Origin of the sequence: Aureibaculum flavum, from assembly GCF_016406085.1 — a bacterium.
GTDB lineage: Bacteria > Bacteroidota > Bacteroidia > Flavobacteriales > Flavobacteriaceae > Aureibaculum > Aureibaculum flavum.
The window spans coordinates 38,039-56,046 of the sequence record NZ_JAEHFJ010000001.1; the positions used below are offsets into that span (position 1 = coordinate 38,039).

Genomic DNA, 18,008 nt, shown 5'->3' on the forward strand with positions numbered 1-18,008 from the left:
TTTGTTTAAACGTATTTATTATAGTATTATTTTGATTAAAAAATTATTTATTAATGAAAAAAAAATATTTTATTCTATCTATATTTGGTTTAATTGGTATTGCCCTAATTTTATATTACTCACATAATAAAAGAAAATCAATATATAATTACAATACTACTTTAGACTATAATTATAATTTTGACAATGGAAATGCACAAATATATAAGTTGAAAGTAAAACATGATTCTATTCAAATACCTTTTATTAAAAATAAAAATCTTACAACCTTTTTAAAAGTCAATTTAAAATCAACCTTTTTAGGTAAATTTTATCAGCCAAAAATAAATATTTATTTTAATGATAAACTAATTTCAGAACACTTTGAAATTGGTTCTAATGGGGTGCGTTATTTAAATATAAGTGATGTTTTAAATTCTAATACAAATAAAATAAAAATAATCACACAAAATAGTGTGCTAATAGATGATGAGGTCTCATTATATGTCTTTAAAAATAGCACTTTAAAAGATAAAAATATTTTGGTCCTCGCTCCACATCCTGATGATGCTGAAATTGCTGCTTATGGATTGTACACTACTTATCAAAAAAACACGTACATAGTTACAGTAACCGCTGGTGATGCGGGCGAATTTAAATACGATGAAATCTACAAAGACAGTCTAACGCATTATTTACAAAAAGGTAAAATACGTACTTGGAATAGCTTAACTGTACCATTGTTAGGTAATATTAAATCTGAAAACATTTTAAATCTTGGATATTTCAACGAAGCTTTGGCCGCAATGCACGCAAATGATACTGCTTTAGTAAAAACACATTTCACTAAGACTTATGACATAAATTCTTTTCGAAAACAAAATATTAGCAAATTGCTAGATAGTGTTAAAGGAACTTCTCGCTGGATCTCTTTAGTGAATGATTTAACCTTCTTATTAGATACAATTAAGCCTGAAATAATTGTCACACCATCCCCAAATTTAGATAGTCATTTAGATCATCAATTTACAACCATAGCGTTATTCGATGCTATAAAAAAAACAGGTTTGAATCAAGGTCAATTATTTTTATATACAAACCATTTACCTAAAAGTGAATCTTATCCATACGGCAACATGGGCGAACCTATAACTTTACCACCAAATTTCGACACTTCTTTTTATTTTGAAAGTATTTACTCTTTACCGATGCCTTTAAGCTTGCAGAAAGAGAAGATATTTGCTTTAGATGCGATGAACGATATTAGATTGGATACTGATTACCTTGATTCTAAAAAAGCATTTGTTTATGCCTTAAAGATATTGAAAAGAAATACAATAGGACCTCAAAACGATTATTTTAGAAGGTCTGTACGTTCTAATGAATTATTTTTTGTAATACCAATAAACAAAATTTCTAAAATAAAGTTTTAATACATTAGTAAAGCTAAAATAATACGTTTTCTAATAAGTTCGTTCTATTTTAGCTTAACTTAATGATAATTTATAAAAGGATAATTTTTTTCGTTTGATTAAAACTATCACTAACCATTTTTACTAGATAAATTCCATTAGATAAATGTGATAAATTAATTTGGGTGAAAATTCCATTTTTATCTGATTTCACTTCACTTCTAAATACAATTTTACCATTTATTGCAGAAACAATTAATTCCACACCTTCTTTTTGCGATGGAATATTAATATTAACCAATCCATCTGTTGGATTCGGATAAATGCTATAGTCTACAGATCTTTTGGATGAACAATCCTCAACAGTAACAACAACATCAACGGTCTCTAAATTTCCGTTTTTTTGAGCTGAAACCGTATACGTTGTGGTCGTATTAGGATTAACAGTAATAGCTGTTCCAACCTCTCCTGTATTCCATAAATAGTTACTACTCCCTCTTGCATTTAAGATCAATTCATCTCCTTTGCATATTATAATATCTTCACCTTCATTGATAGTTAATGGTATTTCTTCAACACTAACTTTTACTTCATCAGTACCGCTACAGCTTGTTCCATTACCAACTTCAACTGAATAAACTTTTGTAGACTCAGGTTGTACTATTATACTTGCCGTAGTTTCACCAGTGCTCCATAAATAAGAACTACCTCCACTTGCCGTTAATGTATAGCTATCACCTGGTTCAATACTAACATCATTACCTGCATCAGCCATAACACTTTCATTTACATAAATTGTTATTTCATCTACAGCATCCGCAGTACAAGCATTACTGCTAGCACTTATAGAATACGTCGTTGTTTCCATCGGTTGTACAGAGATACTTGAGGTTGTAGCTCCAGTATTCCAAAGATAATCTCCGTGGCCTGTAGCTATTAAAGTTACTTCTTCACCACTACAAATAGTAAAATCTTCAACCAAACTAACCGAAGCAGCTTTCTGTACATCCACAAAAACCTCATCCGATACAGAGCAATCTCCTTCTGAATTACTTACCCAATAAGTATCAGGTTTAGTAGGACTAACCGTTATAATTTTGGTCGTTTCTCCTGTACTCCATAAATAATTTCCATTTCCATTTGCCGTTAGTGTTACTGTTTCTCCAACACAAATTGATTTATCATCACCAGCATCAACAATTAATTCTTTATTAACGTTAATTACTATTTCATCCATTACCGTATCCCCACAAGCTGAAGTCGCACTAACAGAATAGATTGTTGTTTCTAGTGGATTAACTTTAATAGTTGCTGAAGTTTCTCCTGTACTCCATAGAATATCGCCATTTCCGTATGCAGTTAAACTTACTTCCTCATCATAACATATTGTAATATCTTCGCCCAAAGAAACACTTGCCGTCTCTATTACAGTTATTATAATTTCTTCTGTTTTACCACAAATTCCATTACCCGCAGTTACAGAATAGGTTTGAGTTTCTGAAGGACTTACAGTTATGCTACTCGTAGTTTCTCCTGTACTCCATAAAACATCAGAATTACTTTCTGCTGTTAAAACAATATCAGAGCCATTACAAATTTGCATATCCTCTGTCGTGGTTAAGTTTACAATTTCATTTACCTTAACCACTATCGTGTCAGATACGGAAACAGAAGTATCACCACAATTAATTGTTGATACTACTGAATATTCTGTTGTTACTAGCGGACTTACCGAAATACTTTTTGTGGTTTCACCTGTATTCCATAAAACAATTCCACTTCCTTGGGCATATAGTGTAACCTCATCTCCCTCGCATATAATTTTATCATCACCTAGTGATATTTCTGGATTCTTAACAATTGAAACAATCACTTCATCAGTAACAGAACAATCACCTAAAGTCGCGGTAACATAAAATGTTGTTGTTTCCGTTGGTGAAACCGTAATACTTTGAGTCGTTTCTCCCGTGCTCCATAATAAACTACCATTCCCTTGAGCGGTTAATGTTACTTCATTACCTGAACAAACGCCAATATCTTCACCTACATTTAAATTTAATTTCTCATTTACATTTATTACTATAGAATCTGAAACCATAGTATCACAAGCTGTAGATGCCGTGACAGTATAGGTTGTAGTCTCTGTTGGACTTACAATAATACTTTCGGTAGTTTCTCCTGTACTCCATAAAAAATCACCTACTCCAGTAGCTGTTAATGTTACTTCTGAACCATTACAAATTGTTTTATCTTCTTCTAAACTTACCGTTGGAGCTCCATTAACCGTTACTAATACATCATCTGTTCCTACATTGTCACCATTGGTTATGGTAACCGAATACGATGTTGTTTCTTCAGGACTCACCGAAATGCTATTTGAAGTCTCTCCTGTATTCCATAATATAGTCCCCTCTCCTATTGCTGTTAAAATTGTTGAATTTCCTTCACAAATCTCGACATCAACACCTGCGTTTACTTCAATATAACCTGTAGTATCTTCACTATATTGGTATGCACCTATGGTGTTATAATTATAACGTACTTTCTTTTCAAAATCCAGTTTCACTTCGGGTATTATCAAACCACCTTCTGTAATTGTTTTAGGGCTTGATAATGTTGGTTTTAAATTATTATCCAATTGTGGATCAACGCTTATATTACCCACTCCTGAAGGTATTTTCCAACTATTATGAAAATTGTTGTGTTGAAAAGTAAAGCCTGTAAAATTGGAATCTGATGTTACATAGCTCTTATCAATATTTAAAATCTGATTATTAATAATATTCATACCGCTAACAATTACATTGGATGTTGAACCTCTCCAAAACCAATCCATATTATCAAATGTATTGTTGTAGATAAATGTATTTGTCAGATTAGATGCTTTTGTCCCCCAAGCTCTTATAGCGTACTTACTATTCTTGAAAACACTATTTCTTATAATATTGTCATGGCCGATATCATTATTATTTATATTACCTTCTTCAGTATTATCAAAAAAACATAGAGCATGGTCTTGGTTTTCCACGAAAACCCTCTCTATAATATTATAATTAGAACCACCCCATATAAATATGCCACCTCTATCTTCATAACTTGAATTACCATTGTTACCTGCATACACATCTTTTATGACATTATATTCGCAACCATAATTTCTAATGTAAAAGCATTCCTCAAAATTTATTGCAGTACTTTTTTCAATTAAGTTATAAGTGTTATCTAAATTAGATGAACCACGAATACCGATACCGTGAGTACTTCCACTTGTTTCTGTATTGTTAAATTGCTCTATGTAGCAATCTGTAATAATATTGTTATGACCATTTACACTAATTTGATAGTCTTGTCTTTCGTGAATTCCTATTCTATCATTATAACTTTTGGTACCTTTAATTAAATTAGATCCCTCTCCAAATAAGGTAAATCCCCCCATAGAAGCGTTTACGCTTCTACAATTTAAAACTTTCATTTTATTATTAGATGTAAAAGGTCTATCACCTGAACCATTAACATACGTAATTAACGCCATAAAGGAGGCATTTAAATCATTCCCAGTATTCAAGTCCAAACCAAAAGTCTTACCATTTATTCTGTCAAACACTAAATTACTATTATGAGAGTTATTGGCTCTAATACCAAATTGATAGTTAGTTATCTGTAAATTTCTAAATACAACATAATTTATTCCCCTTAATTGTATTGCATGTCCATTCGAAGCTGATTTACCAGTTAGTGTGGGCATTTCACTCGTACTCCATTTTTTACCATAGTCATAATAGTTTTTAGAAATGTCTCCAGGAGTGTTTTTATAACCAATAAATTTTAATGGGCTAACTGAAGTGCCATCGTTGTATATTGATAAATTTTGATTCCCATAATTACCAGCCTTTATCCATACTGTAATACCTGCATTTGCCTTATCAAATGCTTCCTCCAAAGTCCAAGCTGAGTTTTCCGATTTCCCATCTCCACCACCAGACGCTGAGGTGGTAACATACCTATCATTATTTGCTTCTGGTTCAGGGATATTATTATTTATATATGATAGGGTAAATTCAATCAGACCATTATTATTAGTATCAGATATATCGCTACCCCCTTCGTATCTAATCGTATTGTTATCCCAATAAGTGAATTTATTGGAAACCGTTATATAATGATTAGACAATTGACCTTCGTTAATGATGATTCCAGAAATTGATTTATTACTGATTGTAAATCCAACAATATTGCTACCTTTAATAGGTTTATCACTATCAAAATAGACCCTATCAGGTTGAGAAGACTCTATCCTGAAGTTAAAAATTGTGGGAGGCGTACTAGCAAATAAAATATTAGTAAAGAATACAATACTAATACATAAAAGTAATTTTTTTGTCATAGTTATTTGTTACAGATTAATTATTGTTAAATAATTATCAGCAATATTTCTTTTTCAATAAGACATAATTTTTCTAATTCATTGAATTAAAAATTCAAATCACAGGGAGGGTATAGAATAAATAATTTTCTTAATTCTTTTCTTAGCAGAAATTACTTAACGCAACATTTTTAATTAAATTGTATTCAGTTTGAAAAACTTCTTAACCCCTTTAAAATTGAACTGCCGCGAACGTAGTTTTCAATTCTAAAGGAATTCTAAAGTTGTGTTTGAAATAGTCCGTATTGTTTAAAAAGGTTCTTTTTTGTTGATAAGTTCGATTGAATTTAGATTACTTAAATTTAGAATAGTATTTTTGTGTTAAATTATAAATTGTATAAAGTTACTCATGAAGTATTTGATATTAATTATCACTTTAATGTGTTCATTTATCTCATGTGATAAAAATGAGCCGAAAAAAAATGATAATAGTTTTTTCATACTTGGTCAGTTTGATTCTATTTCTGACAATACTAGGGTATTTTTAAAATTTCAAGCGTCAAATAATATTATACCTTTAGATACTGTTTATACGTTAAATAATACTTTTCAATTTAGCGGTAAAATAACTAAACCAGAAGTTTTTGGTATTTATATAGATAGTATAAAAGGTTCTATTGGCTTATTTATTCAAAATGATAGCGTTTTTATTGAGGTTGATAAAAATTGGCTAAGTAACTCCATTATAAAGGGTTCTCAACTAAATGATAAATACCTGAATTTTACAACAAAATCAAATGAAATTATTTCTAAAACCAATTATTTATTCCCGCTCTTCCAAAAAGCGAGAACAGAAAATGATGTTGATAAACTTAAAGAAATCAATAAAAAAATAGATGCTATCTATAAAGAAAACGAGACATTTACATTAAATTTTGCAAAAGAAAACTCAAATTCATATATTGCTGCTTTTGCTTTACAAACTGTTCTTAAAAGTAATTCTGTTAAAAAAGATAGTATAGCCATAATTTATAATAATTTTTCTAATAGTGTAAAAAAAGGTGATTTTGCTCTTCAAATTCTAATCTATTTAGATAGCGTTAAAGCCATTTCTAATTTGAGTGATTCAAATTAAATCTAAATTTTATTCACTTTAATAATAACAATGAGAAAAATAATTATATTTTTTTTAATAAATATTCTATTGTTAAAGCTCTTGATAACCTTCCTGCGTCTGATAATTTATTAATATCAACAAACTTTGATATTACCATATTGTCTAAATCTATAACCTTAGAGGTATATTCTTTTTCTAAATAATAAGGTAATTCACTATTTTTTGTTTTAGAAAAAGTCCATCTAAGATATGGCTTAACTAAAAGAGGAATATTTCTCATGAAAAAACTTTTCATTCTATCTTTAAACGGAGGCCTAACATTAAAATTGTGGCCATAGTTTGATTCATATTCTGCCATTTTAGCATCTATACTTTTTATTAAAGCAGCTTCAAACACCCCATTAAACTTAAATTTCATAGGTAAGTCATATGATAGGTATAATAAACTTGGGTCAATTAATGGAGTAAGCGTATTTGAAAAACGTAAATTATTGGAATTATTAATTGCCTGCCAATATTTAATTCTAAATAATGGGTAACACATCTCCATTTGTTTTCTTGTTAAACTATTAGAATTAGCACCAGCTGACCTAACCATTTTGGTAGCGAAATTATTAAAATATTCCTTTTTATTGAACAGCAAAGAATAGGGTTCATAATTAAATAAATCATATTTATGACGAACGAAATCTAATGATTTCTTACCAAATGAATTAAGATTCCAATAATTTCTAAAAATCTCACCACCACCGCCATTGACCTGAAGTTGACCATCTTGGGATCTATTTATTCGTGTATCCAAATCTGAACCATTATCAAAAATGCCGACATTCCCTAAACCATCAAAATAATAATAATTTTTTTCTATTAAATCACTAAAGTTATTTAATTTAACTTTAGTGTATTTACTTCTATCAATATGTTTTAGAACTAAATTTTCTCTTTCTGCGATGTTTTTAGCATTTACAACATCGCTATCATTTTCCTTTCCATAAACGTATAAATGATAGGGGATTTTTTTAATTTTTCTAAGAGATGCTAAATTAAGTCTTGAATCGTATCCACCTGTAAGTGCTAACGTAATGTTAGTATCATATTTTTTCACAATTACATCAAAAATAGCCAATAATTTATCACTTACATGACTCACCATCTTATCAAAATCTTCATAAAAAATAGGTCTTTCGTAAATATATTTTAATTCTTCCATTTTTTGTTCTCCATTAATACAAATAATAGTTGAACTTGGCAAAAGTTTTATTTCACTAAATATAGTGTTATCACCATACATTCCCCCTCTTATAATGTATTCATAAATCTCTTGATTCGAAAGGGTTCTATTTTTGATAGCTTTTGAAATTGCTAAAAATGAGGTTGACAATATTGCTAAATTTTCTGAATAATAAACTCTTAGTAAACCTAAATAATCATTAAATATGGAAAGTTCACCATTCAAATAAACAATCACGCAATAGTTTCCAATTAAATTGTTTGAAATATATTTATCTCTCTCTGCAAAATCTCTAAAAAGATTATCCAAACAATCTTCTCCAAACTCACTTTTATAAAACAATGTACCTAAAACAATTATAAAATCACCATTTTTATATTCTTTAAAAAAACATTTGGAATTTTTACTATTATATAATGATAAATAAAAATCATCTTTATCAAATTCGGCAATTTTAACTTGTTCTCTTTTTGAAAAAACATCAAAAGAGGATGAATATTCTTCAATTAAGGAATTACGAGTCTCATACTTTTTGTTTATCAATAAAAAATCCATATCTATTATTATTATTATTATAAATTACTAGTAATTATATCCTTTTATTATTGATTTTAATTAGTTTAAGTTTTTTTTCGAAAATTTACTTTAAAACATAACTTAAGTGAACAAACCAAAAAAAAATAGCTCTAACATAAGAATCTTGTGGAATAACCTTCTATCTTATTATTTATTGTATTAAGTTAACTGTTTTTTATAAATAACTAACCATTATCTTAATAACAACTTTTCTTACCTATTTATACATTAATTTACAAATTATAGCTAAATAGTATTTGATTCGTTTCAATCTCTATTGGTTCTTTATCTTTTACAAACCATCTCGCAGTTAATTCTCCCTTTAGTACAACTTTATCTCCGCTAATGTGTAACCAACTCCCCTCTCGTAAGCCAATCACAGGAATTTTATTATAGGTATGAAATTCTTTTATTCTTGTTTCTCTAGTTTCACCTTTGTGCTTTGAAACTGGATCTGGATCTAAGTAGTGAGCATTGATGTTTATAGGAATACATCCTAATGTGTAATAACTTGGCGGATATACTATTGGCATATCATTTGTCGTTTGCATCGTTAAACCTGCAATATTACTACCCGCACTCGTTCCCAAATAGGGTGTTCCATTAGCTATAGTGTGTTTTAAAACTTCAATTAGATCTTGGTTGTACAATTCATTTACCAATACAAAAGTATTGCCACCACCTACAAAAATACCTTCAGCTTTTTCAATGGCTTGATGTTTATCACTATAAGTATGTAAACCAAAAACGTTAATATCAATCTTTTTAAAAGCTTCTGAAACTATTTTAGTATATGCATCATAGCTAATGCCACTGGGTCTTGCATAAGGAACGAATAAAAGATTTTTATAACCTTTAAAAAAGGATTTCAATGTTGGTAATAAATATTCAAGATACCCACTACCATAAATTGTTGAGGTACTTGCTAAGATTAGTTTTTTCATAAAATAAAATTTCAGCTACCTTCATCACAAAACTTCTGAAGCATGAGTCGTAAATAAAATGCCGATTATCGGCCAAAAATAGGAATCTTTAACAAAATTTTACAATTGATTTAATATTTATTTGGCAATTCATAGATTTAATTTGTAGAAATGAAAAAATCAACCTACCTAATTCTTTTTTTACTCTATTCCATAAGTGTTTCTGCTCAGGAAGATCGTACGCTTCTTTATGGTACTATTAAAAGTGACGAAAAAGATTTAACAAATCTTCATGTCATAAATAAAACTTCTCAAAAAGGTACCATTACAAATTCAGAAGGTCAATTTTCTATTTTTGCAAAACCATCTGACACTTTATTTTTTAGAGGAATTCAATTCATTAGTAAAGAAGTAGTAATTACCGAGACAAACATTGACAATAAATCGATTCTAGTAGAATTGACGATTAAAACAAACGAACTAAAAGAAGTATACCTTAGAAAACGAGAGAATATGGCAAAGGCATTAAATTTGCCCAATGCTGATAAAGAACCACTTACAGGAATTGACAGAAAATTGGCATATTACAGTCAAGATAAAACTCATGTTGTTATCTTAAAAACATTATTGGGTCAAGCCGGTGGAATTGATAATATTTATAATATCATTTCTGGTAATAGAAAAAAGCATCGTAAACTCAAAAAACTTATTGAAGATGATAAGTTATTAGAACGTAACAAGCTATTATATAAAAAAATAAGAACTCACTTTAAAGATGATTTTTTCATTTATTCGTTAAAAATCCCAAGTAATAAAATTGATGATTTTATTAAATTCTGTGTGCCAAAAAACATTATAAATTTATTTCATAAAAAAAGTTACCTACAGGTCATTGATATCTTTTTTAAACAAAGTAAACTGTATTTAAAAAAATTGCAACATGAAGAATAATGCTTTTCTCTACATTATATTTTTTTTAAGTAGTATTGGCTTTGCTCAGCAAGAAAGAATTATCATTTATGGTAACATTAAAAGTGATGGTGCAGAACTTGAAAATATACATATACTTAATAAAAATTCTAAAAAAGGAAGCATAACCAATTCTAAAGGGGAATTTACTATTGAAATCAAAGAAAAGGACACCTTAGTTATTACTGGTATTCAATTTTATTATTTAGAGATCCCAATTACAAATAATCATATTAGCAATAAAATACTGAGTGTAGATTTATTTCAGAAAACCAATGAATTGGATGAAGTCGAAATTAAACATAACCTTACAGGAAATATGACTGTTGATTCCGATGAAATCAAAATTGCAAAAAATGTGAAAGATGGAGTTCTTGATTTTTCAAAAATAGACCTAAATATGGTCGATGTTAAAATGGACGCATCCTCCAGAAGTAGAACTTCAAGTGATGATCAATTAATGCCTAACATGAACCCAGATCTTATCGCGATAGCGACTTTATTATTTAAACCAATTGTAAAGGAGCTCTCAAAAATTGGTGCAACAAAAAGGAATATTAAAAAATTAGATAGACGTTATACTGATAAGGTGTTGGCCGCCTCAGAAAATATTAGAATTGATTTTGGAGATATTTTCTTTACAGAAACGCTGAAGGTTCCACCAAATCACATAGAAGAATTTATTGCTACTTGTTTACCAAAAGGCATAGCAAGATTATATGCTGATGATAAAAAAATTGAAATTATTGATATACTAATATCGGAAAGTAAAATTTATCTCGAAAAAATTAAAACTCAGAATTAATTTAATAAAACTGCTATTTTTAAATAGATTTGTACCTTATTCAACCTAGTACTTAATCACTCTTATGAACAAATCAAAAGTTTTTCTATTATTCCTACTCCCACTTTTAGCTTTTTCTGTACATAAATATTATATCAGTCTGATTAAAGTAGATTTTAAACCACAAAACGAAAGTGTTCAAATTACCATGAGAATTTTTATTGATGATCTTCAAGAAGTTCTCAATAAAACAAACAACATTTCTATAGAATTAGGAGTAAAAGATGAATCTAAAGAATATAATAGTCTTATTTCTAAATATATAAAAGATAATTTTAAAATTAAAATTGATTCTAAACTTTATCCCTTTCAATATCTGGGTAAAGAATATGAAAATGACATTGTTTATATATATTTAGAACTCTCAAGTATTAAATCAATTCATAGCATAGAAATATCTGATACCATGCTAATGAAATATTTTCCTTCTCAAAAAAATATAATTAAACTAAATATTAATGATGTTAAAAAGACTTTTTTCCTAACAGAAGAGGCTCCAAAGGATATTCTCAATTTTTAAATGGCACAATCTTTAGTTATATTTGTAAAAAGAAAAATTGCTATAAAAAATCTATGAAGAAACTTTACGCTGTACTCTTACTTTTTAATATTTATTTTGGTTACTGCCAAAACGATACCATATACGATTCAAAATCTGAATTAAAAATAAAATTGGCAAAAATTGAATCTGATAAAGAGTCGAGGATTAAAGCCAAATTATACACTGCCGACTCATTAAGAACTGCATTAAAAAAAGAGAGACAGCTAGCCAAAGAAAATGCAATTTTAACTCGGAGAGAGCGAAAAGATAAAAGAAAATTAGATAAAGCAGAAGAAATAGCAATATTAGAATTACGAGCTGATTCAATTTTAGTTGAAAAAAACAAAAAAACGTTGACATTACAGCAACGAGCTGTTGATATACAAAAAGAAAAAACAAATAATCTTATTACAAGGTTAGAAGATAAAAACATTTTAATATCAAAAAATAAAGAGATATTGGCTAGAAATGAACAAGAAAGAGAAGTAGCTTATTCAAACCAGATAGAAAGAAAAGAGCAAATAGCAGCTGATCACTCGACACTAATCTCTAGTAAATTGAATCGAAATGAGGAGCTTTTAATTGATAATATTCGAAACAAAGAATTATCTAAAAATAAAATTCAACTCAATGTTATAAAAAATATAGAAGATAAAGAACTATCTATAAAAGCACAAATTGATCAAAAGGAAAAGTCTAAGGAGAAAAACTTAGCAATAGTATCTAATATGTTACAAGAAAATGAAGAATTATTGAATCTTAATATCCAAAATAAGGAATTTAAAAAAGAATCAAACCAACTCCATGTTTTAAACAAGCTAGAAGACAGAGAACAATTAATAAAAATGCAGCTTGACTTAAAAAAACAAATTCAATTTGAAAATAATATAGTACTTACTCAAAAGGAAATTGAAGATAAACAAGAGGTTAGTGATCGTATTGATTTTAAAGAGCAATCAAAAGCAAGAAACTCAGTGATTATAAATGATAAAATTAGCCAGAATGAACAATTGGCTCATGAAATTTTTGAAATCAAAAAGAAAATTAGCGACCATAACAAAGGAGCTGTTTTAAATAAATTAGAGAAAAGAGAAAAAGAAATAATACAGCAGGTTAAACAAAAAGACGAAAGAGCTCTTTATAATGATAAAATATTGGCGGAAAAGGAAGCGAAAGAGCAACAAGCTATTATGGACCGTATTGATTTCAAAGAGCATTCAAAAGCTATGAATTCGGCCATTATTTCTGATAAAATTAAAGAGAATGAACAATTAGCTCATGAGATTCTTGAAATTAAAGAAAAAATAAAAATAGCAAATCAATTAGCTATTTTAGATAAATCAGAACAAAACGAACAGGAACTAGCAGCTCTTTACATTCAAAAAAATAAAAACAGAGTACGTCAGCAACAATTATATATGTCTGATTTAAAACTTGAACAAAAGACAAAAAGAGATGAATATATTGCAAAAAAATTAGAAACATCTTTTAGACAGAAAGAAATACAATCTATAAAAAATTCACGAATAATTAAATCTATTGCAGATAGAGAAAAAAGAAGGGAAGCTGAAAGTAAAAAGGATTTAAACAATGCTGAAAAATTTCAAGGACAAGTTAAAAAAGTTACCAATTAAAGTCTTTTATTAGTTGCCAAACACGTCCAACTTAAATATTTCCTACCATTTAAAAAATTTGATTTTATAAAAATTTGTTAAAATTTAACAATTGAACCAACAATAAAATCAAATGAATTAAATTGCTCCATATTTTTAAAACAACTAACCCATTTATTTAATGAAAAAAATTACATTATCAATTCTTTCTCTTTTATTTATTGTGACAACTGCTATCAGTCAAGAAAAACAAACCGATAAAAAAGAAAGAAAACCTGGCCACGTAGATATAAGTAAATTTAGACAACTTAAGGAAGAATTACCAACACCAAATGACCAGCATACAGCTTCTGGGGCACCTGGGCACGCTTATACACAACAGCAGGTAGATTATGTAATGAATATTACTATTGATGATGAAACTCAAAAACTATATGGAGATGAAGCAATCACCTATCACAATAATTCTAAAGATGCTTTAGAATATCTTTGGATTCAATTAGATCAGAACATGAGGGCTCCTGATTCTAAGACTCCTGATGTTCAAGAAACGAGTATGCGTAATACTTTTGCGTCTGCCCAAAAATTCACCAAAGATAATTTAGAACAATCATTTCCTGGAGGGTTCCATTTAGAATATGTAAAAGACAATAACAATAAAGATTTGTCTTATATGGTAAATAGTACAATGATGCGTATAAATTTACCTAAACCTTTAGCCTCAGGTGAAACTTTTGAATTCAAAATAAAGTGGTGGTATCAAATAAATAATTATTTTATAGATGGTGGTAGGTCTGGTTATGAGCATTTTGAGAAAGATGATAATAATTTATATGTTATTGCTCAATTTTTTCCACGTTTAGCAGTTTATAACAATGTTGAAGGATGGCAAAATATGCAGTTTTGGGGACGTAGTGAATTTGCCTTAGAATTTGGAAATTATACGGTAAACATTACAGTACCTGAAGATCATATTGTCGCATCAACTGGAGTGCTTCAGAATCCAAAAGATGTACTTACTAAAGAGCAACAAAAACGTTTAGACAACGCCAAAAAATCCTTTGACAACCCTGTTATTATTGCTACACAGAAAGAAGCGGAAAAAGCTGAGAAAAAGAAAGCTAAAAAAACAAAAACTTGGAAATTTTATGCGGAAAATGTAAGAGATTTTGGTATTTCAACTTCTCGTAAATTCATCTGGGATGCTATGGCGGTTGATATAAATGGAAAAACGGTTATGGCATATTCTTATTACCCAAAAGAAGGAAACCCATTATGGGAGAAACATTCAACCAGAGTGGTAGCAAATACATTAAAAGAATATTCTAAATATACATTTGATTATCCGTATCATAAAGCTATTTCAATAAGTGCTGCACGTCAAGGAATGGAGTATCCACAAATTTGTTGGAATTATGGTCGTCCAAAAGAAGATGGTACTTATTCGGACAGAACTAGAGATGGAATGATTGGAGTTATTACTCACGAAGTGGGACATAACTTTTTCCCAATGATTGTTAATTCAGATGAACGTCAATGGACATGGATGGATGAAGGCATTAATTCTTTTGTAGAAATTCTAGCTGAATATAAATATGACCCAAACTTCAAAACACGCAGTTTACCAAAAGATCTTGTTAGGTATATGAGTATTGATCAAGATCGTTTATCTCCGATAATGAGTCAAGGAGATCATGTTTATAATTTCGGTCCAAATGCATATGCGAAACCTGCCGCTGGTTTATGGATGCTGAGAAGTACTATAATGGGTCCTGAATTATTTGACTATGCTTTTAAAACCTATTCAAAACGATGGATGTTTAAACACCCTACACCTGCCGATTTCTTTAGAACAATGGAAGATGCTTCTGCCATGGACTTAGATTGGTTTTGGAGAGGATGGTTTTATACTACTGATTATAATGATGTAGGAATTAAAGAAGTTAAAAAATATTATTTATCAAATGAAGGAAGTGAAGCTGATAAAGCCAAAGCCACTAGATATGGTTTAAATCCTGACGAGTTGGTGTATTTTATAGCTGAAAATGATTTGAAGGATAAAAGTAAAGCTAAAAAAGCAACAGATATAACTGCTATTAATAGTTATTTAAAAAATCTTTCTAAGGAAGAAAAAAAGAATTTAAATACAGCTCCAAATTATTTTTATGAGGTTACTTTTGAAAAGCCCGGAGGCCTTGTATTACCTTTAATTGTTGAGCTTACATACGAAGATGGTAGCAAGTTGAGAAAGCAATTTCCTGCTGAAATATGGAGTAAAAAAGACAATGGAGTAAAAAGAATTTTTGCCAGTTCAAAACAAATCACTAATATTGTAGTCGATCCAGACTTAGAAACTGCAGATATAGATATAACCAACAATAGTTGGCCTAAAAAAATTGAAAATAACCAATTTGAACAATTCAAGGACAAATTGAAAAATTAGTGTTTTTAAATTTAGAGTTTTTTGTTAAATGCCCTAATCAGCAATGATTAGGGCATTTTAATTTTACTTATTACTTTAAATAAGTATTAATATTTTGCTCAATTCTATTTAAAATATCAGAAGTATCAGATTTTTGAAAATTTTCACCTGTAATATTCTCGTAAAGTTCTATATAACGTTCAGAAATTTCTAACACCTTCTCATCTGACATTTCAGGTACAACCTGACCATCCAAACCTTGAAATTTATTTGCAATTAACCATTGTCTAACAAACTCCTTGGACAATTGTTTTTGATCTTCACCCCTATCTTGTCTTTTCTGATAACCATCAGCATAAAAATAACGCGAAGAGTCTGGTGTATGAATTTCGTCTATTAAAACAATTTTACCATCCATCGTTTTTCCAAATTCATATTTAGTATCTACTAAAATTAAACCACGTTTTGCAGCAATCTCAGTTCCCCTAGCAAAAAGTGCTTTTGTATATTTTTCTAATACCAAATAATCCGCTTCACTCACAATACCTTTAGCGATAATATCTTCTCTTGAAATATCTTCATCATGATCTCCTTCTTCAGCCTTAGTAGCAGGTGTTATAATTGGTTCTGAAAATTTATCATTTTCTTGCATTCCATCTGTCATCGCTACACCACAAAGTATTCTCTTACCAACCTTATACTCTCTTGCTGCATGACCAGACATATAACCTCTAATAACCATTTCTACTTTGAATGGTGTACATAAGTGACCAATAGCCACATTAGGATCAGGTGTTGCGATTAACCAATTAGGGACAATATCAGCCGTTGCTTCCATCATTTTAGTAGCAATCTGATTTAATATCTGACCTTTAAACGGTATTTGCTTAGGTAAGACCACGTCAAAGGCAGATAGTCTATCTGTGGCAACCATTATTAAAAGTTTATCATCAATATTATAAACTTCACGTACTTTACCACGGTAAACCGCTTTTTGATTTGGAAAATTAAAATTTGTATGATTTATAGTATTCATTTTAAGTGTCTTTAATGCTGTAAAACAGGATTTACTCTACTTCTATTCCTTTATATGCGGTTATTATTTCTTTTACTAATCGATGCCTTATTACATCTTTATCATCAAGATGTATTATACTTATCCCTTTTATGTCTTTTAAGGCTAATAACGATTCCTTTAAGCCAGATACTTGCCTTTTCGGTAAATCTATTTGTCCTGGATCACCAGTAATTATAAATTTGGCATTTTTACCCATTCTTGTTAAGAACATTTTCATTTGAGCATGTGTAGTATTTTGTGCTTCATCTAATATTACAAAGGCATTATCTAATGTTCTACCACGCATAAAAGCTAAGGGTGCAATTTGAATTACACCTCCCAATATATAAGTCTCTAGTTTTTCATAAGGAATCATATCACGCAAAGCATCATAAAGAGGTTGCATATAAGGATCTAATTTTTCTTTTAAATCACCAGGTAAAAACCCTAAGTTTTCTCCCGACTCCACAGCTGGTCGGGTTAAAATAATACGTTTAACCTCCCTGTTCTTTAAGGCATTTACCGCCAAAGCCACAGCTGTATATGTTTTCCCTGTACCTGCCGGTCCAACCGCAAAAAGCATGTCATTCTTTTTCATATCAACGACCATTTTACGTTGATTTTCAGTTTGAGGTTTTATTAATTTACCTCCGACACCATGTACTAATACTCCGTTGTCTTTCTCTGAACTTTTTTGAGTGTTACCATTTGAAGTAAGTAATTGCTCAATACTATTCTCATCGAGCTTATTATATTTATCAAAATATTTTATAAGCATTTCAAGACGTTTTTCAAACTCGTCTAATAATTCCTTTTCACCAAAAATTTTAATTTTATTACCTCTAGCAATTATCTTAAGTTTAGGAAAGTATTTTTTAAGTTGTTCTATATTGCTATTATGGGTACCAAAAAAATCTTTTGGACTAATTTCTGTTAATTCAATTATTCTTTCGTTCAAATG

Annotated in this window: 12 protein-coding genes; 7 read left to right on the forward strand and 5 right to left on the reverse strand. The window is 29.4% G+C overall.

Features of this window, described 5'->3' with window-relative positions; translation table 11 throughout:
• Window positions 1–53: 53 nt before the first annotated feature.
• On the forward strand, window positions 54–1,412 hold the full coding sequence (locus tag JBL43_RS00160; protein WP_198839483.1) for a PIG-L family deacetylase: 1,359 nt from the start codon (window positions 54–56) through the stop codon (window positions 1,410–1,412).
• 70 nt (window positions 1,413–1,482) lie between these two features.
• On the opposite strand, the gene JBL43_RS00165 is transcribed toward JBL43_RS00160, so the two are convergent.
• The gene (locus JBL43_RS00165; RefSeq protein WP_198839484.1) at window positions 1,483–5,775 is read right to left on the reverse strand and encodes a T9SS type A sorting domain-containing protein; all 4,293 of its coding nucleotides are present in this window, start codon (window positions 5,773–5,775) and stop codon (window positions 1,483–1,485) included.
• Between the two features lie 388 nt (window positions 5,776–6,163).
• Between JBL43_RS00165 and JBL43_RS00170 the strand changes: the two genes are divergently transcribed.
• Entirely contained in the window at window positions 6,164–6,889 is a 726-nt protein-coding gene (locus JBL43_RS00170; protein WP_198839485.1) for a DUF4369 domain-containing protein, read from the forward strand.
• Between the two features lie 43 nt (window positions 6,890–6,932).
• On the opposite strand, the gene JBL43_RS00175 is transcribed toward JBL43_RS00170, so the two are convergent.
• Together JBL43_RS00175 and pepE are read right to left on the reverse strand one after the other, a co-directional pair.
• A complete protein-coding gene (locus tag JBL43_RS00175; RefSeq protein ID WP_198839486.1) occupies window positions 6,933–8,657 on the reverse strand; it encodes a hypothetical protein in 1,725 nt (574 codons plus the stop codon).
• 254 nt (window positions 8,658–8,911) lie between these two features.
• Window positions 8,912–9,622, reverse strand: coding sequence for a dipeptidase PepE (gene pepE / locus JBL43_RS00180; RefSeq protein WP_198839487.1), 711 nt, complete (start codon window positions 9,620–9,622; stop codon window positions 8,912–8,914).
• A gap of 150 nt (window positions 9,623–9,772) precedes the next feature.
• Here pepE and JBL43_RS00185 point away from each other — a divergent pair, with 150 nt between their 5' ends.
• The 5 genes from JBL43_RS00185 to JBL43_RS00205 all read left to right on the forward strand — a co-directional run bounded on the left by JBL43_RS00185 (window position 9,773) and on the right by JBL43_RS00205 (window position 16,011).
• Window positions 9,773–10,552, forward strand: coding sequence for a carboxypeptidase-like regulatory domain-containing protein (locus JBL43_RS00185; RefSeq protein ID WP_198839488.1), 780 nt, complete (start codon window positions 9,773–9,775; stop codon window positions 10,550–10,552).
• Window positions 10,542–11,375, forward strand: a complete 834-nt coding sequence (locus tag JBL43_RS00190; protein ID WP_198839489.1) for a carboxypeptidase-like regulatory domain-containing protein — start codon at window positions 10,542–10,544, stop codon at window positions 11,373–11,375. The genes JBL43_RS00185 and JBL43_RS00190 overlap by 11 nt, the downstream gene beginning before the upstream one ends.
• Before the next feature lie 64 nt (window positions 11,376–11,439).
• Window positions 11,440–11,934 (forward strand): DUF6702 family protein, encoded by a 495-nt coding sequence (locus tag JBL43_RS00195; RefSeq protein ID WP_198839490.1) that lies wholly within the window; start codon window positions 11,440–11,442, stop codon window positions 11,932–11,934.
• A 53-nt stretch (window positions 11,935–11,987) separates the two neighbouring features.
• A complete protein-coding gene (locus JBL43_RS00200; RefSeq protein ID WP_198839491.1) occupies window positions 11,988–13,589 on the forward strand; it encodes a hypothetical protein in 1,602 nt (533 codons plus the stop codon).
• Between the two features lie 160 nt (window positions 13,590–13,749).
• Window positions 13,750–16,011 (forward strand): M1 family metallopeptidase, encoded by a 2,262-nt coding sequence (locus tag JBL43_RS00205; protein WP_198839492.1) that lies wholly within the window; start codon window positions 13,750–13,752, stop codon window positions 16,009–16,011.
• Between the two features lie 70 nt (window positions 16,012–16,081).
• Here the strand turns inward: JBL43_RS00205 and JBL43_RS00210 are convergent, their stop codons facing one another.
• On the reverse strand, window positions 16,082–17,026 hold the full coding sequence (locus JBL43_RS00210) for a phosphoribosylaminoimidazolesuccinocarboxamide synthase (protein WP_198839493.1): 945 nt from the start codon (window positions 17,024–17,026) through the stop codon (window positions 16,082–16,084).
• Window positions 17,027–17,057: 31 nt separating this feature from the next.
• Complete coding sequence (locus JBL43_RS00215) at window positions 17,058–18,005, reverse strand: PhoH family protein (RefSeq protein ID WP_198839494.1); 948 nt, start codon at window positions 18,003–18,005, stop codon at window positions 17,058–17,060.
• Between the last annotated feature and the right edge of the window lie 3 nt (window positions 18,006–18,008).